Origin of the sequence: Chryseobacterium taichungense (genome assembly GCF_900109935.1) — a bacterium.
In the GTDB taxonomy this organism is placed as follows: Bacteria; Bacteroidota; Bacteroidia; order Flavobacteriales; family Weeksellaceae; genus Chryseobacterium; species Chryseobacterium taichungense.
This window is the reverse complement of the sequence record NZ_FOBV01000004.1, coordinates 135697-156631: the sequence shown is the minus strand read 5'-3', so window position 1 is coordinate 156631 and position 20935 is coordinate 135697. Positions and strand designations below refer to the sequence as shown.

General features: G+C 35.2%; 21 protein-coding genes. 14 read left to right on the top strand and 7 right to left on the bottom strand.

The window, feature by feature from the left end; genetic code table 11:
- Positions 1 to 6: 6 nt before the first annotated feature.
- From BMW64_RS10005 to BMW64_RS09990, 5 genes are all read left to right on the top strand, one after another.
- Entirely contained in the window at positions 7 to 540 is a 534-nt protein-coding gene (locus BMW64_RS10005; RefSeq protein ID WP_089999846.1) for a hypothetical protein, read from the top strand.
- A 75-nt stretch (positions 541 to 615) separates the two neighbouring features.
- Entirely contained in the window at positions 616 to 789 is a 174-nt protein-coding gene (locus tag BMW64_RS20660; RefSeq protein ID WP_177175267.1) for a hypothetical protein, read from the top strand.
- 68 nt (positions 790 to 857) lie between these two features.
- On the top strand, positions 858 to 1133 hold the full coding sequence (locus BMW64_RS10000; protein WP_089999845.1) for a hypothetical protein: 276 nt from the start codon (positions 858 to 860) through the stop codon (positions 1131 to 1133).
- Positions 1134 to 1254: 121 nt separating this feature from the next.
- Positions 1255 to 1548, top strand: coding sequence for a hypothetical protein (locus BMW64_RS09995; RefSeq protein WP_089999844.1), 294 nt, complete (start codon positions 1255 to 1257; stop codon positions 1546 to 1548).
- A 196-nt stretch (positions 1549 to 1744) separates the two neighbouring features.
- Positions 1745 to 3502, top strand: a complete 1758-nt coding sequence (locus BMW64_RS09990; protein WP_090000126.1) for a discoidin domain-containing protein — start codon at positions 1745 to 1747, stop codon at positions 3500 to 3502.
- A 202-nt stretch (positions 3503 to 3704) separates the two neighbouring features.
- On the opposite strand, the gene BMW64_RS09985 is transcribed toward BMW64_RS09990, so the two are convergent.
- The 5 genes from BMW64_RS09985 to BMW64_RS09965 form a co-directional block, all read right to left on the bottom strand.
- Positions 3705 to 6002 (bottom strand): TonB-dependent receptor domain-containing protein, encoded by a 2298-nt coding sequence (locus BMW64_RS09985; RefSeq protein WP_089999843.1) that lies wholly within the window; start codon positions 6000 to 6002, stop codon positions 3705 to 3707.
- Positions 6003 to 6314: 312 nt separating this feature from the next.
- Positions 6315 to 6653: a DUF3817 domain-containing protein gene (locus tag BMW64_RS09980; protein WP_089999842.1), complete on the bottom strand. Its 339-nt coding sequence runs from the start codon at positions 6651 to 6653 to the stop codon at positions 6315 to 6317.
- Between the two features lie 94 nt (positions 6654 to 6747).
- Positions 6748 to 7332: a nicotinate (nicotinamide) nucleotide adenylyltransferase gene (nadD, locus tag BMW64_RS09975; protein ID WP_089999841.1), complete on the bottom strand. Its 585-nt coding sequence runs from the start codon at positions 7330 to 7332 to the stop codon at positions 6748 to 6750.
- Between the two features lie 5 nt (positions 7333 to 7337).
- Positions 7338 to 9050 carry a single-stranded-DNA-specific exonuclease RecJ gene (gene recJ / locus BMW64_RS09970; RefSeq protein ID WP_089999840.1) on the bottom strand — a complete coding sequence of 571 codons (1713 nt, stop codon included), beginning with the start codon at positions 9048 to 9050 and terminating at the stop codon, positions 7338 to 7340.
- A 99-nt stretch (positions 9051 to 9149) separates the two neighbouring features.
- On the bottom strand, positions 9150 to 10772 hold the full coding sequence (locus BMW64_RS09965) for an ABC-F family ATP-binding cassette domain-containing protein (protein WP_072883960.1): 1623 nt from the start codon (positions 10770 to 10772) through the stop codon (positions 9150 to 9152).
- Positions 10773 to 10967: 195 nt separating this feature from the next.
- On the opposite strand from BMW64_RS09965, the gene smpB reads away from it, so the two are divergent.
- The 5 genes from smpB to BMW64_RS09940 all read left to right on the top strand — a co-directional run bounded on the left by smpB (position 10968) and on the right by BMW64_RS09940 (position 15742).
- Entirely contained in the window at positions 10968 to 11426 is a 459-nt protein-coding gene (gene smpB / locus BMW64_RS09960; RefSeq protein ID WP_089999839.1) for an SsrA-binding protein SmpB, read from the top strand.
- 77 nt (positions 11427 to 11503) lie between these two features.
- Positions 11504 to 12988: an OmpA family protein gene (locus BMW64_RS09955; protein ID WP_089999838.1), complete on the top strand. Its 1485-nt coding sequence runs from the start codon at positions 11504 to 11506 to the stop codon at positions 12986 to 12988.
- A 94-nt stretch (positions 12989 to 13082) separates the two neighbouring features.
- Entirely contained in the window at positions 13083 to 13823 is a 741-nt protein-coding gene (locus BMW64_RS09950) for a YebC/PmpR family DNA-binding transcriptional regulator (protein ID WP_089999837.1), read from the top strand.
- A 123-nt stretch (positions 13824 to 13946) separates the two neighbouring features.
- Entirely contained in the window at positions 13947 to 14774 is an 828-nt protein-coding gene (locus tag BMW64_RS09945) for a UDP-2,3-diacylglucosamine diphosphatase (RefSeq protein WP_089999836.1), read from the top strand.
- Positions 14771 to 15742: a glycosyltransferase family protein gene (locus BMW64_RS09940; protein WP_089999835.1), complete on the top strand. Its 972-nt coding sequence runs from the start codon at positions 14771 to 14773 to the stop codon at positions 15740 to 15742. The genes BMW64_RS09945 and BMW64_RS09940 overlap by 4 nt, the downstream gene beginning before the upstream one ends.
- Here the strand turns inward: BMW64_RS09940 and BMW64_RS09935 are convergent.
- Positions 15731 to 16021 (bottom strand): GNAT family N-acetyltransferase, encoded by a 291-nt coding sequence (locus BMW64_RS09935; protein WP_089999834.1) that lies wholly within the window; start codon positions 16019 to 16021, stop codon positions 15731 to 15733. The two genes, BMW64_RS09940 and BMW64_RS09935, sit on opposite strands and share 12 nt — an antisense overlap.
- 181 nt (positions 16022 to 16202) lie before the next feature.
- Positions 16203 to 16952 carry an RDD family protein gene (locus BMW64_RS09930; RefSeq protein ID WP_089999833.1) on the bottom strand — a complete coding sequence of 250 codons (750 nt, stop codon included), beginning with the start codon at positions 16950 to 16952 and terminating at the stop codon, positions 16203 to 16205.
- Positions 16953 to 16979: 27 nt separating this feature from the next.
- Between BMW64_RS09930 and BMW64_RS09925 the strand changes: the two genes are divergently transcribed.
- Genes BMW64_RS09925 through BMW64_RS09910 form a run of 4 tightly spaced genes read left to right on the top strand, consistent with a single transcriptional unit; the run spans position 16980 to position 20862 of the window.
- Entirely contained in the window at positions 16980 to 17963 is a 984-nt protein-coding gene (locus BMW64_RS09925; protein ID WP_089999832.1) for a stage II sporulation protein M, read from the top strand.
- The gene (locus BMW64_RS09920) at positions 17947 to 18909 is read left to right on the top strand and encodes a DUF4013 domain-containing protein (protein ID WP_089999831.1); all 963 of its coding nucleotides are present in this window, start codon (positions 17947 to 17949) and stop codon (positions 18907 to 18909) included. Before BMW64_RS09925 ends, BMW64_RS09920 begins: the two co-directional genes overlap by 17 nt.
- Positions 18902 to 19702: a DUF4129 domain-containing protein gene (locus BMW64_RS09915; RefSeq protein WP_089999830.1), complete on the top strand. Its 801-nt coding sequence runs from the start codon at positions 18902 to 18904 to the stop codon at positions 19700 to 19702. Before BMW64_RS09920 ends, BMW64_RS09915 begins: the two co-directional genes overlap by 8 nt.
- Before the next feature lie 8 nt (positions 19703 to 19710).
- Positions 19711 to 20862: a hypothetical protein gene (locus BMW64_RS09910; protein WP_089999829.1), complete on the top strand. Its 1152-nt coding sequence runs from the start codon at positions 19711 to 19713 to the stop codon at positions 20860 to 20862.
- Positions 20863 to 20935 lie beyond the last annotated feature (73 nt).

Genomic DNA, 20935 nt, shown 5'->3' with positions numbered 1-20935 from the left:
TATTCTATGAAAAAAATATTTTTAATCACTCTTATTTTATTTTTTACATGTAGTAAAAGTGCTGTTAAGAAGCAAGATTTACATAATATTATCAAAGGATATATAGAATATATTTCTAAAAAAAGAAAAATTGATAATAAAAAAGAAATATTAGCAGTAACCTTTCATGACCAAACAAAAGAAAAAAGTGAATATTCAATTGATATTGCTTTTTTTAAACCTGAATATATGGAAGACATTCAGTATAAGAATGTTTATATATTTGAAGGGTATAAACTCATATTACCTGATAATAAATGTAAAAGCATAGAGAAAATGTTTAAAAAAGTTGCATATGAAAATTTCAATCAAAAGAAAACAATAGTCAATTACGATTTTGAAAATTGGCATGTTGTTTTAAACAAAAAAGATGAAATAACTTTTTTATCACCGATTCCAATTTCAGGCTGTATGAAATCAATTTTAATGAGTAAAAAATTAAACTTTTCGGATTCATACGAAGATATTACATTCTCTAATTCTTCCCCAGATTGTTCATAATTTATTCATTAAACTAATCTTATAAAAAGAACCCATCGCAATTGCGGTGGGTTTAATAGATTAAAAAAACAATACGTGCATTTAAGTTATTTCAATGACAATGAAATAGAAGTTCTTGAAGAAAACGATTATTATCCTTTTGGGTTGAAGCATGAAGGGTATAATGTATTGGCTGGAAATTCAGCTTATCAGTATAAGTACAACGGAAAGGAGTTGCAGACGGAGACCATTTGGGAAATGTGCGCGTAAGTTATTTACGTAATGGCAGCAGCATAGAAGTTCTTGAAAAAAACAATTGTTAGTAGATTTTTAAAATAATGGAAAATAAAAACACCGAAATAAATGAATTACTTGTAAGATTAAATGAAGAATCACTACAAGACTATAAAATTGTTGATTTTTGGGAAGCTGATACCACAGCAATAGGTATTCAAATAGGAAATAATTTAATATACATATCAACATTTAATTATGAAACAACTCATAAATACAATGTTATTATTGAAAAATATGATACTGGAGAAATAATTGAGCAAGAGAAAGAAATTATATATAATGAACTAATTGAAATCATTCAAAAAATAAAAATATAAATTTTAAATATGCTTCTCAAACGGTTGTCAATGCAAATAAATACATTCGAATTTATAGTAATGTAAGTGGGCATATTATTTTTGAAAAAGTAATGGGATATTAATATTATTTTATTGAAAAATGTTAGAGGAAAATATAGATACAGAAAATTTATTTAAACTTTCTGCGGAGTATGTAAATAATATTCTAAAAGATGAAGAAATTTTACAAGAGTTAAAAGAATCTTGTGAAAATGAGAATATGCAATTGATAAACAAGAATATTTCTTATATTTTATATGACAAGAATGAACTATTTAAGAATAGTTATAAGATTGAAGTAAGTATAGAGTGTAAAATGAAAAGCATAGGTTCTTATATTTTATATTTAGATAAAGATCAAAATTTTATTGATGAATTTTTTGTTATAAATTAAAGTGAACCTCACCCCTGGCAAGTTTATAATTTTGAGCAGATAACAAATCCCACCGTAATTGCGGTGGGTTTTGTGTTATAAGGCAAAAACATTTTACCTCGAATATCTTTAACAACCACTACAAAAAAATCCACCACTCAATTAAAGAACCCAAAAAACTTGCCTATTTTTGTTTTTAAAGTTAAAACGTATGAAAATGCAGAAGTATCTTCTTTCATTCATCCTTTTGTTGGGTATATTCAGTATGAATGCCCAGCAGAAGACATTTTGTAACCCGATCAATATTGATTACGGCTATACACCGTTCGAGGTTTTTTCAAAACAGGGAAAACACCGCGCTACAGCTGATCCGGTGATTGTTAATTTTAAAAATAAACTCTTCCTTTTCTCTACCAACCAGGAAGGATACTGGTACAGCGACGATATGCTCGACTGGAAATTCGTGAAAAGAAAATTCCTGAGAGATAACAAATATATTCATGACCTGAATGCTCCGGCTGTTTGGGCGATGAAGGATACGTTGTATGTTTTCGGCTCAACGTGGGAACAGGATTTCCCGATCTGGAAAAGTACCAACCCAACAAAAGACGACTGGAAAATTGCCGTTGACACCCTGAAGGTTGGGGCCTGGGATCCGGCTTTTCATTATGACGAAGATAAAAATAAGCTGTATCTGTATTGGGGTTCCAGCAACGAGTGGCCTCTTTTAGGAACGGAAGTGAAAGTGAATACGCTTCAGTCGGAAGGTTTTGTAAAGCCGATTGTAAGACTGAAGCCTGAAGATCATGGCTGGGAAAGATTCGGGGAATACAATGACAATGTTTTTCTTCAGCCGTTTGTAGAAGGAGCATGGATGACCAAGCACAACGGTAAATATTATATGCAGTACGGTGCTCCGGCAACGGAATTCAGTGGTTATTCTGATGGAGTATATGTGAGTGATAAACCGTTGGAAGGCTTCGAATATCAGCAGCACAACCCTTTTTCATATAAGCCGGGAGGTTTTGCCAGGGGAGCCGGACACGGTGCTACTTTCGAGGACAACTATAAAAACTGGTGGCATGTTTCCACGATATTTATTTCCACTAAAAATAATTTTGAAAGACGTCTGGGAATCTGGCCTGCAGGATTCGACAAGGATGATGTGATGTACTGTAATACAGCGTATGGAGATTATCCGACTTATCTTCCGCAGTATGCGCAGGGAAAAGATTTTTCTAAAGGGCTTTTCGCCGGTTGGATGTTGCTAAATTATAACAAGCCAGTTCAGGTATCATCAACATTGGGAGGCTATCACTCTAATTACGCGGTGGATGAAGACATTAAAACTTACTGGAGTGCTAAAACAGGAAATTCGGGTGAGTGGTTTCAGACGGATTTAGGAGAGGTTTCCACCATTAATGCGATTCAGATCAATTATGCGGATCAGGATGTTGAGTTTATGGGAAAAACCTTAGGCAAAATGCATCAGTATAAGATTTATGGCTCCAATGACGGTAAAAAATGGAATGTCATTGTTGATAAAAGTAAGAATACGAAAGATGTTCCTCATGATTATGTAGAACTGGAAAAGCCGGCTAAAGCAAGATTCCTGAAAATGGAAAATTTGAAAATGCCGACCGGAAAATTTGCCTTAAGCGGTTTCAGAGTATTCGGAAAAGGAGCGGGAACAGTTCCCGGAAAAGTTCAGAACTTTGTCCCGTTAAGAGCCGATCCTAAAAAATATGGAGAAAGAAGAAGCATTTGGATGAAGTGGCAACAAAATGCTGATGCCGACGGATACGTAATTTACTGGGGGAAATCTCCTGAGAAATTGTACGGAAGCATTATGGTTTACGGTAAAAATGAATATTTCTTCACCGGGGCCGACAGAACGGATTCTTATTATTTCCAGATCGAAGCTTTTAATGCGAACGGAGTTTCGGAAAGATCGGAAATCTTTAAATCAGAATAAAATTAAAACGCTTTGAAATTTTTCAAAGCGTTTATTTTTTGTCAATATTTCTTAGAAATTCATCTGTTTTTTGGATTAAAAATTTGGCATTGGAATCTTTTTCCCATCCGAGATGATCTCCGTTAAATTCATGATAAATAAAAAACTCACCGGAAAACCGGCGAGTTACCACAAAAAATAATCTATATGAAGAATGATTGATTTATCTTGTTCTGTTTTTGATAGCGTCGGAAGCACTTTCGATATCTCTTACTTTTTTAACTTTCTGATTTCCGAAATTGTAAGTGATACTTACATTTACGCTTCTTCTGTACATATCGTTTTTGATATAATTGTAATTTCCGTTAGCCTGATAATCTTCGATTTCCACGACATTGGTTCTAAGGACATCATTCAGATTTACAGCAAATGTCCAGTCGTTCCAGTTTTTCTTGATGCTGAGGTCAAGGCTCATTAAGTTTTTCAGCATTCCAAGTTCGATCTGTTGTTTGTCAACATAAAAATAATTTACACCAAGGAACCATGTTTTCTTTTTGTCTAAACGGATGGTATTGTTACTGGTAATAACAAGGCTGGTTGATTTTATATTGTTTCTGTATATCAATGGATTTCCTTCTTTATCTACAAAAGTGTCTCCTGTTGTAGGATCCTGGGCTAACGTTCCGTTGTTAATATTGTGCTGTACCCCAGCGTTGAAGTTCAAGGTTAAATATTGTTTAAATAAAGACTTTTGAATTCCCAGCATCGCAGACATTTCCTGCTTGTCGCCAAAGTTTGTTCTGATGTAACGCAATACATTTTGATCCCCGATCTTACCGTCGACTGATTTTACATAACCCTGCAATGGTACCTGTGTGATCTGATCTTTCATATACGAATGATTAAGGATCAGGAAATAGGAGTTTTTGTACATATACGTCAGTTCTTGGTTGTATGTAGAAGATGCCTTCACAAATGGATTATTCTGCGTATAATTGAAATCAGTGATGTAATTTCTTACCGGATTCAGCTCCCAGAAGCTCGGTCTCCGCATTCTGCTTGAAAAGGAATAAGAAACATTGTTTTTATCATTTATAGCATAGTTAAAGCTTAAATAAGGAAGCAGGTTATTGTAGTTTCTTTCGATACGCTGATGTCGTTGACTTTCAATTTCATGAGTAGGACTGTCTGCGGTACCCAGACTGTTTGTAATCTCGTATCTTGCTCCTACTTTTCCAGAGAATTTATCAGAGAATTTCTTTTCAAGAGTCAGGTATGCTCCATAAATGTTTTCGTCATAGATAAAGTGATTAAAATCCGGATCAGGCTGCACATTTGGAATATGCTCTCCCTGCTCATTTACAAAAAGATAGTTGTAGTTCTGAGTGTCATTGTCCGTTTTTGTTTTATTAAAATTGCCTCCTACAGAAAAGGTAAAATCATTTTTAAACTTCTGAATATAATCTACCATCCCTGAGAAATTATTGATGATCTGCGGAATATTCTGAGTAATTGTCTTACCTGTTGTAATCTCATTCTGATTATCATACACCAACGTATTGTTGTTTGAGAACTGAAACCTTTTATAGTTCAGATAAGCTGCATTGGCGTTGAATTTACTTCCTAAAGAATCAAGCTTTATTTCATAATTTAAATTAACAGAGTTGTTATAATTTCTGGAATCCTCCTTATTTTTCGTCCAAGTATGTTTGGTCGTCATTACTCCATCCTTATCTGGTTGAATAAGTGTATTATACAGATCGATCGTAGAATTATAGCTTTTATTAGCCCAGGAATTCCATGATAAGGCAAGATTACTTTTTTCGGTCAGCTGATAATCAATATTTAAATATCCTCCAAGGTTTTTATTCGGATCATCGATATCGCCGACAGATTCATTCTGCATTTTATCGGTTCCGTTTCTTAATATGTAGGTCTGCGGATTGATATTTTCACCGCCGCTTAAATTGGCATTAATTCCCAATTTATCTTTTCTGTAATTTACTGAGAAGCTGGCGCTGTTTGCATTATATTTATTCTGAGTATTAGACATTCTCATGTTTCCACTCGTACCGTCACTCATTTTTTTCTTTAAAATGATGTTGATGATTCCGTCGGAAGATTCAACCTGGTATTCACTGCCCGGAACGGTAATCACTTCAATCTTCTGGATATTTTCAGCCGGTGTATTTTTAAGGAATTGCGTTAAAGATTCCGCATCCATATTGGTTTTTCTACCGTTGATGTAGATCAGTGCGTTGTTTTTTCCTACGATTTTCAATGTTTTATCATCTGTGGTAGACAATAAAGGTGTTTGTTTCAACAAATCAAAGGTTGTATTTCCTTTAGCGCCAGGCGAAGCAGCAACGTCGTATACAAAACGGTCACTTTGCTTTTTGAAAACCTGTTTGGTTAAAGTTACTCCTTCAATACTTTTTGTTTTTAAGGTATCTTGTTTTTTTTCCTGTGCGAAAGTAAGTCCGCTAAAAAATATGGCTGCAATTAGAATGGTCGTTTTCATGTTTTATTTCTTTAGAGAGTTTAATAGCTTGTATTTGTTATTATTTAACATTGCAAAGATATATAATAAATTAAGTATCTTGCAATACAAAGTACTTAAAATGTTTTTAAACGAAATTTAACTAATTGATTTTCAGTAAGTAAATTTTTAATTAAAATTTTAAATTATATTGCCTTTGTTATTATTTAGACAATTTGAGACAAAGTTATATTACATTCAGACAGAAAAAATTTGAAAATTGATCATTAAAAAATTAAAAATTTAGAAAAAGGGCATAAAAAAAGGATCTGAAAAAGATCCGTAAAGTAATTTTTATTCTCTGTCGAAGCGGGCGAGCTTTTTATCAATCCAGATCGTAGCGAAAGGAAAGAATGCGGCAATTAATGCGAAAACACTGTCTTCATCATCCCAAACAAATATTTTCCTGATGGCAGGTAAAAACAAAAGATAAATCGTAAAAAACAAGCCATGAATACTGCCTATCGTACTGATGTAGACAATAGGAAAAATATCTTTAGGATTCGTACGGATCCAGATCATTGCCGTAAAAAGAAAGAACCAGGAAACGGCTTCTGCCAGGCAAATATTTTTAAACCATTTGATTACTTTTTCCTGAGGATATTTTAAGAATAATTTTTCTAAGAAATTCATAACTATTTAATTGATCATTAAAGATATTCGAGACTAAAGAGTCAGAAACTTCCAGCATCCATCTTCCAGCACCGAGCCTTAAGCAGCTACAAATTTACTTATAAAAACTACTGCCGTCCAAATACTCAAAAACTTCTGGTGGCAACATCGGTCTTACATTTTTTCCGGTTTTGATCATGTTCCGGATTTCCGTTGCAGAAATCTCAATGATAGGAGCTTTAATTAAAGAAATATTTTCATGTTCCAGGTATTCGGAGTCTTTTTTCTCACCCTCAAAAACTCTTGGATACACAATGATATGATGATTTTTAATTAAAGTTTCGGCGTTTTTCCATTTGTGTAGGCCTTTCAGATTATCCTCACCCATAATAAGGCTGAAAGAATAATCCGGATATTTTTCGTGAAGGTATGTTAAAGTATCAATCGTATAACTTGGCTGAGGTAAAGAAAACTCTACATTGGAAGCCCGCATTTTGGAATAATTTTTCACGGCAAGCTGCACCATATCCAGCCGGTTATGATCTTTCAGCAAAGATTTTTTTTCCTTGAATGGATTTTGCGGACTTACCACAAACCACAACTCATCCATGTCCGAATGCTCCAGAATATAATTGGCAAGGATCAGATGCCCGATATGAATGGGATTGAATGATCCGAAAAATAAACCGATTTTTTTCATAAATTCTAATCCCTGAATTTCACATCTTTTATATTCAGATAATGCGTAACATTTCCCTTCCAGTGATTTTCTTCCAGGGTGAAGGCCAGATCAAAACTTTTCGTTCTGAAATCATCGGCAAACTGTCCGAGCTTGAAGCCTACACATTCGATATTTCTACCGGTAGATTCCTGTCTGATATAAAACTTCAGGTGATTATTATCTTTCCCCATCGTTTTAAAATAACCTGATACTTTCTGATTGGTTAAAGCAAGGATCGGTTTCATATTGTGAGGTCCAAATGGAGCCAGTTTTCTATGGAAATTGATAAATTCTCTGTTGATCTCGTCGATCTGAATTTCAGAATCAATCGTGATGGAAGGTTCTTTCTGATGCTCTTTAATCTTTTCTGAAACCACTCTTTCGAATTTTTCCTTAAAGGCATCAAATTTATCTTTCTCCATTGAAAGTCCTGCCGCCGCATGATGACCGCCAAATTTTAAAAAGTATTCAGAGCACATATCCAATGCTTCATGAACGTCAAAATCGGCAACAGATCTTGCTGAAGCAACCATTTCCCCATTATTACCGTCGGTGAAAACCAGGGTTGGCTTATAATAAGTTTCTATTAATCTTGACGCTACAATGCCAATAACGCCTTTGTTCCATTCGGGATGGTAAACAATAGTGGTGTATTTTGTTTCCTGTTGGGATTCAATAATCTGATTTAAAGCAGAAAGGGTAGAATTCATATCCAGCTCGCGTCTTTCATCATTAAGATCCATGATGTCGCTCACGATCTGGTGGGCATGTTTTAGGTTATCTGAAACCATCAGTTCAACCGCGGCTTTCCCGTGGGAAATTCTTCCTGCTGCATTGATTTTTGGGGCAATTTCAAAAACAATATTTGAAATCTCGAAATGAGAAAGTTTCTCTTCCGGTATTAATAATCGTAAGCCTAGATTTCTCGTCTTGCGAAGTATTTTCAGTCCCATTTTAGCCAAAACTCTGTTTTCGCCGGTCATAGAAACAATATCGGCAGCAATAGAGATGGCCAGAAGATCGGTCAGCTCAAACAGTTCGGCTTCAGGAAGTTTGTAGATGGTATTTAAACCTTGGCAAAGCTTAAAACCAACGCCACATCCGGAAAGTTCTTTGAAAGGATAACGGCAGTCACTTCTCTTGGGATCGAGCACGGCAACGGCATTCGGAATTTCTTCACCGGGTAAATGGTGATCACAAATGATAAAATCGATTCCCAGGTTCTGGGCATAGTTGATCATATCCAAGGCTTTGATTCCACAGTCCAGCGCGATAATTAATGAAAAGCCGTTTTCTTTGGCAAAATCAATACCTTCTGTAGAAATTCCGTATCCTTCAGAGTTTCTGTCGGGGATGTAAAAATCAAGATATTTTTTCTGTACAATTTTGCTGAGGTATAGATACATCAGCGCAACGGCAGTAGTTCCGTCTACGTCATAATCTCCGTACACCAGTATTTTTTCACCGTTTTCAATCGCAGTCGCAATACGCTCTACAGCTTTCTGCATATCTGCCATTAAAAAAGGATTGTGGATATCGGTAAGGTTCGGTTTAAAAAACTCTCTGGCCTTTTGATAATTGTCAATTCCTCTAAGAACGAGGAGTTTAGATTCAAAAGTTCCAAAACCAAGAGACGAACTTAATCCATCCACAATTTCTTCATCGGGTTCGGGCTTGTAAATCCATTTTTGACTCATTTCACAAAAATAGGGAAATATATTTTAAAAAGGAAGTTTATTGCTGTAGCTGAATGTTAAAAAAAACCGCTCAGGTTATGAACGGTTTTTAAAAATATTTTAAGAGTACATTTTCTCTCTCAATTCTTTTACTTTTTTATCAGCAAGGTATTCGTCGTAAGTCATTTCTCTATCAATGATTCCCTGAGGAGTCAGCTCGATAATTCTGTTACAGACTGTTGAAAGCATTTCGTGGTCATGAGAAGCCAGTAAAATGTTCCCTTTGAAATTAGACAATGAGTTGTTCAACGTTGTGATACTTTCCAAGTCTAAGTGGTTGGTTGGTTCGTCTAATAAAAGAACGTTGGCTTTCTGTAGCATCATTCTGCTGAACATACATCTCATTTTCTCGCCTCCTGAAAGTACTTTACAAGATTTTAAAGCTTCATCACCTGAGAAAAGCATCCTTCCCAGGAATCCTCTTACGAATTCTTCGTGACGCTCTTCATCGTTTTTCGTGAATTGTCTTAACCAGTCAACCAAACTTAAATCTTCCTGGAAGAAATTGGTATTATCCAAAGGCATATGAGACTGTGTTGTCGTAACACCCCATGCCACAGTTCCTTTATCTGCTTCAACATTTCCCGCTAAAATTTCGAAAAATTCTGTAATAGCCAATGAATTCTTAGATAAAACAGCAACTTTATCTCCTTTTTTAAGATTTAAATCGATATTTGAAAATAATAATTCTCCGTCTTTTGTTTTTTCTAAACCTTTAACATCCAGGATCTGATCTCCCGCTTCTCTTTCCATTTCGAAAATGATTGCCGGATATCTTCTTGAAGAAGGCTTAATATCGTCGATGTTCAGTTTATCGATCATTTTCTTTCTTGCTGTTGCCTGCTTGGCTTTAGCTACGTTAGAACTGAATCGTGCGATAAAATCCTGAAGTTCTTTTTTCTTCTCTTCCGCTTTTTTATTCGCCTGCGCTCTTTGTCTTGTCGCTAATTGTGAAGCCTGGTACCAGAAAGAGTAGTTACCTGTGTAAAGGTTTAATTTAGCATAATCCAAGTCACCGATGTGTGTACAAACGGTGTCTAAGAAGTGACGGTCGTGAGATACAACAATTACCGTGTTTTCATAATCTGCAAGAAAATCTTCCAGCCATGAAATGGTATCGATGTCAAGGTCGTTCGTAGGCTCATCCAGAATAAGAACATCCGGATTTCCGAAAAGTGCCTGTGCAAGAAGGACTTTTACTTTATCCTTGTTTTCAAGCTCACTCATCATTTGCCAGTGCATATCTTCCGTGATACCTACGTTTGAAAGCATGGTCTGGGCATCAGATTCTGCAGTCCATCCTCCCATTTCATCATAGATCACGCCTAGTTCACCAGCCTTGATTCCATCTTCATCAGAAAAGTCTTCTTTCGCATACAGCGCATCCATCTCTTCTTTTATCTCGAATAATTTTTTATTACCTCTCAAAACAGCCTCCAGAACAGTATATTGATCATAAGCAAAGTGATCCTGCTCAAGAACTGACATTCTTTTTCCAGGTTCTAAAGATACGTGTCCTGTTGTTGGGTCTTGTTTTCCTGTTAATATTTTAAGGAATGTAGACTTTCCTGCACCATTTGCCCCGATAATCCCGTAGCAGTTTCCTTTCGTAAACATAATGTTTACCTCGTCAAAAAGAACTCTTTTCCCGAATTGTAAAGATAAGTTAGATACTGTTAACATATAGTTTTGTAAATTTGGCGCAAAAATACGAAAAGAATTTGGGTATTTCGTAATAATGTAATATTCAAGTTTTTAAATGTGAGGTATTTTTTATATATTTCATTAATTAAATTGATATAAATTAAGGAGTCCAGAAGGATAACTTAAGCGAATAATAGGCAGATGCCTGTTATATAAGATTTATACGAATCCAAAATGAAAATAGAAAAGACAGTCAATATATTAAACAGAAGAGCCCGATTTGAGTATGAAATTCTTGAAGAATATGAGGCTGGAATGGTACTTACAGGTACGGAAATAAAATCTTTACGCTCTTCAAAAGCTTCTATTGCAGAATCGTTCTGTCAGTTTATTGACGGGGAATTGTATATCATCAACATGATGATCGATGAGTATAAATTGGGAACATTTTATAATCATAAAACAAAAAGGGAACGGAAATTGCTGTTGCACAAAAAAGAACTGCAAAAGCTGGAAAAGAAATTAAAGGATGCAGGAAATACAGTTATACCTTTAAAATTATACATTAATGATAAGGGAAAAGCAAAGGTGCTGATTGCACTTGGAAGGGGTAAAAAACTCTTTGATAAAAGGGAGAGCATTAAAGATAGAGAAAATAAAAGAAACCTCGACAGAATATTAAAGAAAAGTTAAAAATCATCGGAAAAACTTTGTATATAAAGAAAAATTATATTTATTTTGCATTATCAATTATTTAATCATTTAATTCTATGAAAAATCTAAAATTAGGAATTTCAGCATTGGCGCTTACTGTCGCTTCTACTGTGTTCGCTCAGACTACCAACAATCCGTGGTTAATCGGAGTTGGTGCTCACGCGGAAAACCATATGGCACAGAGAACCAACTTCAGTAATACGTTCTCTGCTAATAATTTGACGAAGACTATGTTCAATATGAACAACTTCTCTATTACTCCGCCATTATCTAAACTTACTGTTGCTAGGAACATTGGTAAAGGTTTGGTAATCGACTGGCAAACTACTGTAGGTAACGTTGAAAACAAGAGATTTAACATGGGTAAAGAATTCATGTTGATGACAGGTCTTGGTTTCCAGGCTAAAGCTGCAGGTCTTTTATGGGATGAAGAATCTTGGTTCGATCCGTATTTGAGAGTTGGTGCTAACTACCTTAGACATGACTATACATCTCTTACTTTCCCTAGAACAGATGCTAACGGTGACGTTATTGGAAACGGAGAAGGAGGTAATGAAAATGGTAAGGCAAACTTCTTTACTGTTGCTACAGGTGCTGGTATTAACTTCTGGGTAACTAAAAACTTCGGTTTAGGTATTCAGGGAGATTATGTATCAACTCCAGCTGATAAGTCAGGTATTGCTAACTTCTGGCAAGCTTCTGCTTCATTGAACTTCAGATTTGGTAACAGAGACAGAGATAAAGATGGTATCTTAGATAAAGACGATTTATGCCCTGATACTCCAGGTTTACCAGAATTCCAGGGATGTCCTGATACTGATGGTGACGGAGTTCCAGATAAAGACGATCAATGTCCAGACGTAGCTGGTCCAGTTGAAAACAACGGATGCCCTTGGCCAGATACAGACGGTGATGGTGTAATCGACAAAGATGATGCTTGTCCTACAGTTGCAGGTCCTGCTGAAAACAATGGTTGTCCTTGGCCAGATACAGACGGTGACGGTATCTTAGATAAAGATGATGCTTGTCCTACTGTTCCAGGTCTTCCAGAATACAACGGATGTCCTAAACCTAAGAGTGTAACAGCTACTCAGGTTGAGCAAGAATTCAGAAATGTTTATTTCGATTTCAACAAAGCTACAATCAAAGCTGAATCAACTCCAGCATTAGACAGAGCTGCTAACTTAATTAAGCAAGATGGTGGTAACTATCTATTAGAAGGTCAAACTGACGCTAAAGGATCTGAGGCTTACAACTTGAAGTTATCTAGAGAAAGAGCTGCTGCTGTAGTTGCTGCTTTAGATGCAAGAGGTGTAGATGCTAACGCTCTTAAATCTATCGGTGTTGGTAAATCTAAAGCTACAGTTCCTGCTACAGCTTCTGACGCTGAAAGACAAGTTGACAGAAAAGTTGTTGTAAGAGCTATCGAAAATGCTGACGAGTGGAATGCATTGAAGAAAAAAGACTACGAAGATGCTCCAGTGAAAAAAGCTCCAGCTAAAAAGGCTACTAAGAAAAAAGTAGTTAAAAAGAAAAAATAATTAAATTTTTCTAAATATAAATACCTTCAGTTTTCTGGAGGTATTTTTTTTTCGTTGACTTTTAATTAATTTTGTTGAAAATTTAAAAAATAAAATGGGAAGAGCATTTGAATATAGAAAAGCTTCTAAAATGGCCAGATGGGATAAGATGGCCAAAACTTTTTCTAAAATAGGTAAGGATATCGCATTAGCGGTAAAAGCCGGCGGCCCTGATCCTGAATCCAATCCTGCATTGAGAAGATGTATCCAGAATGCGAAAGGAGCCAATATGCCAAAAGAGAATGTGGAAAGAGCAATCAAAAAGGCAAGTGGTGCAGATGCTGAAAATTATGAAGAAATTACTTACGAAGGATACGGACAGGGTGGTGTTGCATTTTTCATTGAATGTACGACCAACAATCCCACAAGAACTGTTGCCAATGTAAGAGCTGTATTTAATAAGTTTGACGGAAATCTTGGAAAAAATGGTGAATTGGCTTTTATCTTTGACCGGAAGGGAATATTCTCAATTGATTTGGCACAGATAAAAATGGATTGGGATGATTTTGAAATGGAAATGATTGACGGCGGTGCAGAAGACGTAGAAAAAGATGAAGAAGAAGTAATGATAACCACTGCTTTTGAAGATTTCGGGTCTTTATCTCACAAGCTGGATGAATTAGGAATAGAAGCAAAAAGTGCAGAACTTCAAAGAATTCCTAACAATACAAAAGAAGTAAATGAAGAGCAGTTTAAGGCCAATATGAAAATGCTTGAGCGCTTCGAAGATGATGATGACGTACAGAACGTGTATCACAATATGGAAATTTCAGAAGAGATGATGAACAGTCTTTAATATTTGAATTTATAACATACAAACCTCACAGGTTCTAAAGCCTGTGAGGTTTTTTTCTAATACTCAAAAATAATATAACATTCATATATAGTTAACTTTCAAGTAGTTTCTTTGCATAAAACTATGAAAAGAAACGTTGAATTAGTTGTCATATCGGATGTTCATTTGGGAACTTATGGATGTAAGGCTAAAGAATTACTGAGGTACCTTAATTCTATTCAGCCGAAAACACTGGTTTTGAACGGAGATATTATTGATATCTGGCAATTCAAAAAGTCTTACTTCCCTAAACCTCATTTGAAAGTGATCAAAAAGATTCTTTCATTTGCCACAAAAAATACCGATGTGTACTACATCACCGGAAATCACGATGAGATGTTCCGGAAGTTTACCGACTTCGAATTGGGTAAGCTTAAAGTCTGCAATAAAATCTGCTTAGATATTAACGATAAAAAAACATGGATCTTCCATGGCGATGTTTTTGATGCATCAGTACAGCATTCAAAATGGATTGCCAAGCTGGGAGGAAAAGGTTATGATTTACTAATCGTAATCAATAATGTTGTAAATTGGTTCTTAGAGAAAATGGGTAAGGAAAAATATTCATTCTCTAAAAAGATTAAGAACAATGTAAAAAAAGCCGTAAAATATATTGGTGATTTTGAATTAACCGCTTCGGAGCTGGCTATTGATAATCATTACGATTATGTAATCTGCGGGCATATTCATCAGCCACAGGTACGTGAAGTAAGCAATAAAAAGGGAAGCTGTACATATCTTAATTCAGGAGACTGGATTGAAAATTTATCTGCTCTGGAATATCATGATAAAGAATGGAAAATTTTTTACTACGAAGAACATAAACATTTGCTGAAAGATGAAGGTGCCGACGAAATCCAGGATATCAACAGTACAGAGCTTTTAAAAATAGTAACCAATTTCACAAAATGAAAATCTTATATGCATTTCAGGGAACCGGAAACGGTCATGTTGCCAGGGCACAGGAAATAGTTCCCATTCTGAAAAAATATGCTTCCGTAGAAACATTGATCAGTGGTCATCAATCCCAATTAAAGGCTGATTTTGACGTTAATTACCAACATAAAGGAATTTCCTTACTCTATAACAAGACAGGCGGTTTATCCTACCGTAAAACATTTACGGATAATAGTTTTGTAGAGGCAATTAAAACAATCAATGAAATTGAGCTTTCAAAATATGATCTGATCATTAATGATTATGAACCGCTTACCGGCTGGGCATGCAAACTTAGGAAATATCCGATAATCGAATTGAGCCACCAGGCTTCTATGTTATTTAAGGAGACTCCAAAGCCTGAGAAAAGAGATTTTTTCGGAGAATTGGTACTGAAATATTATGTACCAAGTGAAAGGAGAATAGGATTTCACTTTGAAAATTATCATCCTCAGATTAAAAAGCCGGTGATCAGGAAGAAAATAAGAAATCTCAATCCTAACAAAAAAGGTTTTTATCTGGTATATCTTCCAAGTTTTTCTGATCAGAATATTATTACTGTTTTAAAACAAATTCCTGTTGAATGGAAAGTTTTTTCCAAATATTCTAAACTGCAGTTTAAAGAAAATAATGTTGAAGTTTTCCCCATTGACGAAATTCAATATCTGAAAAGCTTTGAAAACTGCGACGGAATTTTATGTAATGCCGGATTTGAAAGTCCTGCAGAAGCACTTTTTATGGATAAAAAATTATTTGTTATTCCTATTCATAATCAGTATGAGCAAGAATGTAATGCCTGTGCACTGGATAAAATGGGGATCCCGAATTCCAAAGTTCTAAAACTGGAAGAAATACAAAAATGGGTTGATTCAGACCAGCACCTTAAAGTTGACTATCCGGATGATATTGAAGAAATTCTGGTAAAGGAAGTATTAGCGCTGTAAAAACACATCGCTCACATCATTCATTCTCATCATAACAGATCTAGCGTAAGAACAGTGAGGATAAACTTTCCAATTGTTTTCTCTCGCAAATTTTATGGCTTCTTCCACGAGATATTTTCCCATTCCTCGACCTTCAAATTCAGGATGTACCAGAACAAAAGAAATAATTAATTTATTTTCTTCGGGAAAAATAGTGTACGTTAACCTACCGACTTCTTTTATTTCGTTGTTTAAAGTGATTACGCCGCCATTTCCGGATTTATTATTTTCAAATTTCATATCATAAGTTTTAATGACTATAAAACTACAAAAACCACACCGAGGAGAATGAAGAAGTGAATTGTTAATGCTGAATTAGCTTTGCTGTTAATTTTAAATGTTCCAAAAATTACGGCTCATTTTACAATTATTTATTAAAAAAATTCACAACTGACCAGCGCAGCGAAATTGACAATTCACCTTAATTATCTCTACCCGTATAGTAATTATAATCCTTAATAATGACTCCTATGAATTGTCTTTCCGTCATTTTTGTAGGATCAATTTCCAGTTTTAAAATGCTTTTGATTTTGTCTGAAAGCTTGCTGATAATCTGCCGGTCATCCACTCTTAGTGCTTTTAAGTAATTATCTTTTATGATTCGCATGTCATTATCACTTAGTGCAATGACCTGAGGGAATGTCGGGATATAATCTTCTTTAATGTTTTCCAGGATGGTATGAGAAATATTAATATTATTCTTCAAAGAAATAACTGCCGTTCCGGAAGCAATATCCCCCAGACGCTGGTTGTTTTTGGAGATAATCATAGAAACGAGTCCAACAACTCCTAAAAACAAGGTATCAATAATTCTGAAAACCCACCGGATGAGATAATCGCCAAAGCTTGCCTGATAGCCGTCGATCTTTACGACCCGGATCTTCATAATTTTTTTTCCGGGCGTCTGCCCTTCCATAAGACTTTCAAGAACAACAGGATAAACTACCGTTGGAAAAAGCAAAATAATATAGACTGCCATCACCGACCACTGATCCATGCCAGATAGAATATAACCGAGATCGAGAATATTGAAAAACGTGTAAAAGACAGCAATGGCGTATGCTATTTTTATCACAAGATCAATAAAGAACGCGATCATCCGGTCTCCAACACTGGCGACGTTGAAATTAATATTTACATTTTGTGAAGTATTAATCGCAATTTGAGACATAATTTTTATTATTTTAGCCTTACAGTTATGAGAGAAGTTTATTTCATTAAACAAAATAAAGAAAAATGGTTGGGAATCGAACAGGTTATCCAGGGGAAAATTAAAAAAAATCCTGATGACTTGTCATCGCTGTACATTAATCTTATTAATGATCTTTCATTTGCACAGACCTATTACCCGAAAAGCAACACTACAGTCTATCTGAATCATCTGTCTTCGCAGATCTTTCAGAAAATTTACAAGACAAAAAGAGTTGAAGAAAACCGCTTGCTGTATTTTTTCAAGACCGAAGTTCCTTTGCTGGTTTATCAGTACCGAAAATATTTAGGTTATGCGTTTTTGTTCTTTACTTTATTTACGTTAATTGGAGTGCTTTCTGCCAATCACGATAAAGATTTTGTCAATATTATTTTAGGAGAAGGTTACGTCAATCAAACGATAGAAAATATAAAATCAGGAAATGCGGTCGGTGTTTATCAGAGTGGATCAACGTGGGGAAGTACCATCGGGATTATATTCAATAACATCGGAGTAGGTGCAAAGCTTTATATTTATGGAATTTTCGGAGGCGTGGGAACGTTGTGGGCGCTTTCTTCTAACAGCGTAATGCTTGGTGCATTCCAATACTTTTTTTATGATTACGGGGCATTGCAGGATAGCGCAAGGGGAATCTGGCTTCATGGTGTTTTTGAAATATTTTCCATGGTGGTAGAGGCGATGTGCGGATTGATCCTTGGGGCTTCTATTTTATTTCCGCGTACATTTTCAAGATTTAACTCTTTTAAAAATGGATTTAAAGATTCATTTAAAATTTTTTTAAGCACCGTGCCATTCACCATCTGTGCCGGAATTATCGAAGGCTATGTTACAAGACATGCCTTGAAAATGCCTTTGTTTTTAAACTTAATTATTATCTTCGGATCATTATTTCTGATCGGATTTTATTATTGTATATATCCTTCTATCGTCAACAGAAAAACTAATACCCAAATCCATGATGCAGTTTTATAAAAAGAGAGATTTTGGAACTTTTATAACAGATAGTTTCGCATTTTTCAAATTATACGGAAAAAATTATTTTAAAAATTTTTTACTCCTCAACGGGTTACTGTTGATTCTTATGGTCGTTGTTATAGTTTTCGGCTACAAAGAATTCTTCGGAGTGATTCTCGGATCCAATATCAGCGGACAGAGCTATTATTTTGAGCAGTTTTTCAATGATAATCTCGGATTATTTATTATTTCCGGAATATTGCTTTTTATACTTTCTACAGCGCTGATCACTATCAATTTCCTGTTTCCTGTTTTTTACATGAAAAGAATTGCAGAAGGAAAAACAGATATTAAGGCGGATGACATCTTGAGCGATTTCAAGTCGAACAGAAAGAAAGTTTTCGCAACCTATTTCGGGCTTACTTTTCTGGTGCTGCCTGGTGCCACCATTATTTTTGGAATTTCATATATTCTTATTTTTATTATCATAGGGCTTGTGCTGATGCTGTTTGTGGGGCCGACATTATTCAATACCATTACTTTTTTATGCTATGATTATTTCAATGGGAAAAGAGGCTTTTTTGAATCACTAAGCTATGCGATTCGCTCGCAGTTCTCTTATGCGAACGGAAGAGAAAAGTCTCCGTACTGGAAATACTGGGCGGCAACGCTTATTATGGCGATCTTATTTTATATTGTAAGCATATTCTTCTCATCCATTCCGATGATTATGTTTTTTATAAAACTCTCGACCACGGCTCCCGATGCACAGTTTGAGCGTGATCCATTTACGGGAAGCTTTGGTATATTATTTTTTCTTATATATGGTATTTCTTCGGTTATCTCAACCTTGCTGATGAATGTACTGTATGTCAATTCAGGATTAATGTATTATGACAGCCGCACCGATCTCCATCAGAAAATGGAAATGGCAGAAATAGACACCATCGGAATTAATGAATAAGTTTTTTTTCATTTCACTGATTTTTATTTCTGTGGTGCATGTTCATGCGCAGACACAGGACGATCCGCCGCCGCCGGTTGCGGAAGTTTATGTTGATTCTCTGAATACAGGACACTACAAAAATATGTACCGTGCTGATTCTGTTTTACTGCAGAAACCGATTACAGAGAATACCAATTATCCTAAAAAATTTAAAGAAAATATTCAATCCAGGTACAAAGGGAAAGATTTTGATTATACAACGGTAAAACCAAGAATGTCTTTATGGCAAAAGCTCATGGCAAAAATAGCAAAGATCCTGAACAGCATTTTTGGTGAGACTATTTTCACAAAGTCCGGCAATATTGCAGGAATTCTAGTGCGTTTATTTGCGATCCTTCTGGTTGGTTTTCTGCTTTATTTTATCATTAAATATCTCATCAGTAAAGACGGAAACTTCCTTTTTGGAAAGAAAAATAAGAAAGTTACGATCAAGGATGAGGAGCTGCGTGAAAATATCCACGAAATCAATTTTCCTGAAAGCATTCTTAAATTTGAAAAATCCGGTGATTTCCGTTCTGCAGTTCGGTACCAGTTTCTATTTGTATTAAAAAAATTAAGTGATAAAAAACTTATCACCTGGAATCCCGAAAAAACCAATAAGGATTATGTCGCAGAATTGAAAGCCGCACATCTTAAGGATGAATTTTTTAATCTGTCATACATTTTTGATTATGTGTGGTATGGTGAATTCAATATTTCTGAGGAAAGCTATCAGAAATTTAAAACCCAGTATCAATCATTTAAACCGTAATTTTTGCCATGAATAAGACTTTCAAAATATATGCTGTAATTTTCATCGTTGTGATGATTATTCTGGCGTTATTTGAAGTGAACAAGACAGAAAGTACGGACTGGAGAAAAAATTTTGATATCAACCAGAAGTCACCTTTCGGATTGTTTGTTCTTAATAATGAAATAAATACACTTTTTAAAAACAACGTTAAAAAAGTTAGTCAGACACCGTATGATTATTACCAGGCTGATAAAAAAGTTCATAATATTCTCGTTATAGAGGAAGAAATCGATAAGCAGTCCTGGAATAAAATTCTTGATCAGGTTTCGGAAGGATCGGATGCGATGCTTATCATGAGTGAAATGCCAAAAGAAATCTCAGACAGCATAGGCTTTTATGATTCTCAAATTTCTTTTGAAGACGAGAATGTTTTAAAGCTTACAGATAAAAAATATCAGAACGATTTTATTCATCTTGATAAATTTCCTTCCGGAAGAGGTTTTACCTTTATAAAGCCCGGCGTTGAAATTTTAGGAAAAACCGTTGAGAAAAACAATTCTGATCAAGCTAATTTTATTAATATTAAATTTGGAAATGGAAATATTTATGTTCATTGCGAACCGCTTTTTATTACCAATTATTATCTTTTAAAACGTGGAAATGTAAAATACGCACAAGATGTTTTTTCATACCTGAAAGACCGGGAAACGATATGGTTTGTAGAAAATGATGCACAAGTTTCGAAGTTTTTTCTAAGGTTTATCCTTTCGCATCCGGCACTGAAGTATGCATGGTGGGTCTTATTGGGCGGTCTTGTTCTTTTTATTTTCTTTAATGCAAAAAGAAAGCAACGCATTGTACCGATTATAGAACCGTTAAAAAATACATCGGTCGATTTTGTGAAAAGTATCGGAAATCTGTATCTGCAGGAAGGCGACTTCCATGATATGATGGCCAAAAAAGCCCAGTATTTTCTGAATAAAGTCAGGATGGATTTTTTGATTGACACCCAGCATCTTGATGAGGAATTTGCGAAAAAGCTTCATCTTAAAACCGGAAAGCCAATGGAAATGATCACTGAAGCCATACATCTGATCAGAAAGGCACAGGATCCGTATGCACAGGTAATGAAAGAAGATCTTGCAAAAATGAATAAATTGCTTGACGAAATAATTTAAAATGTAATAATATAACAATTTAACAATATAAAAATGAGATGCTTCGACAAGCTCAGCATGACAATGGTAATAA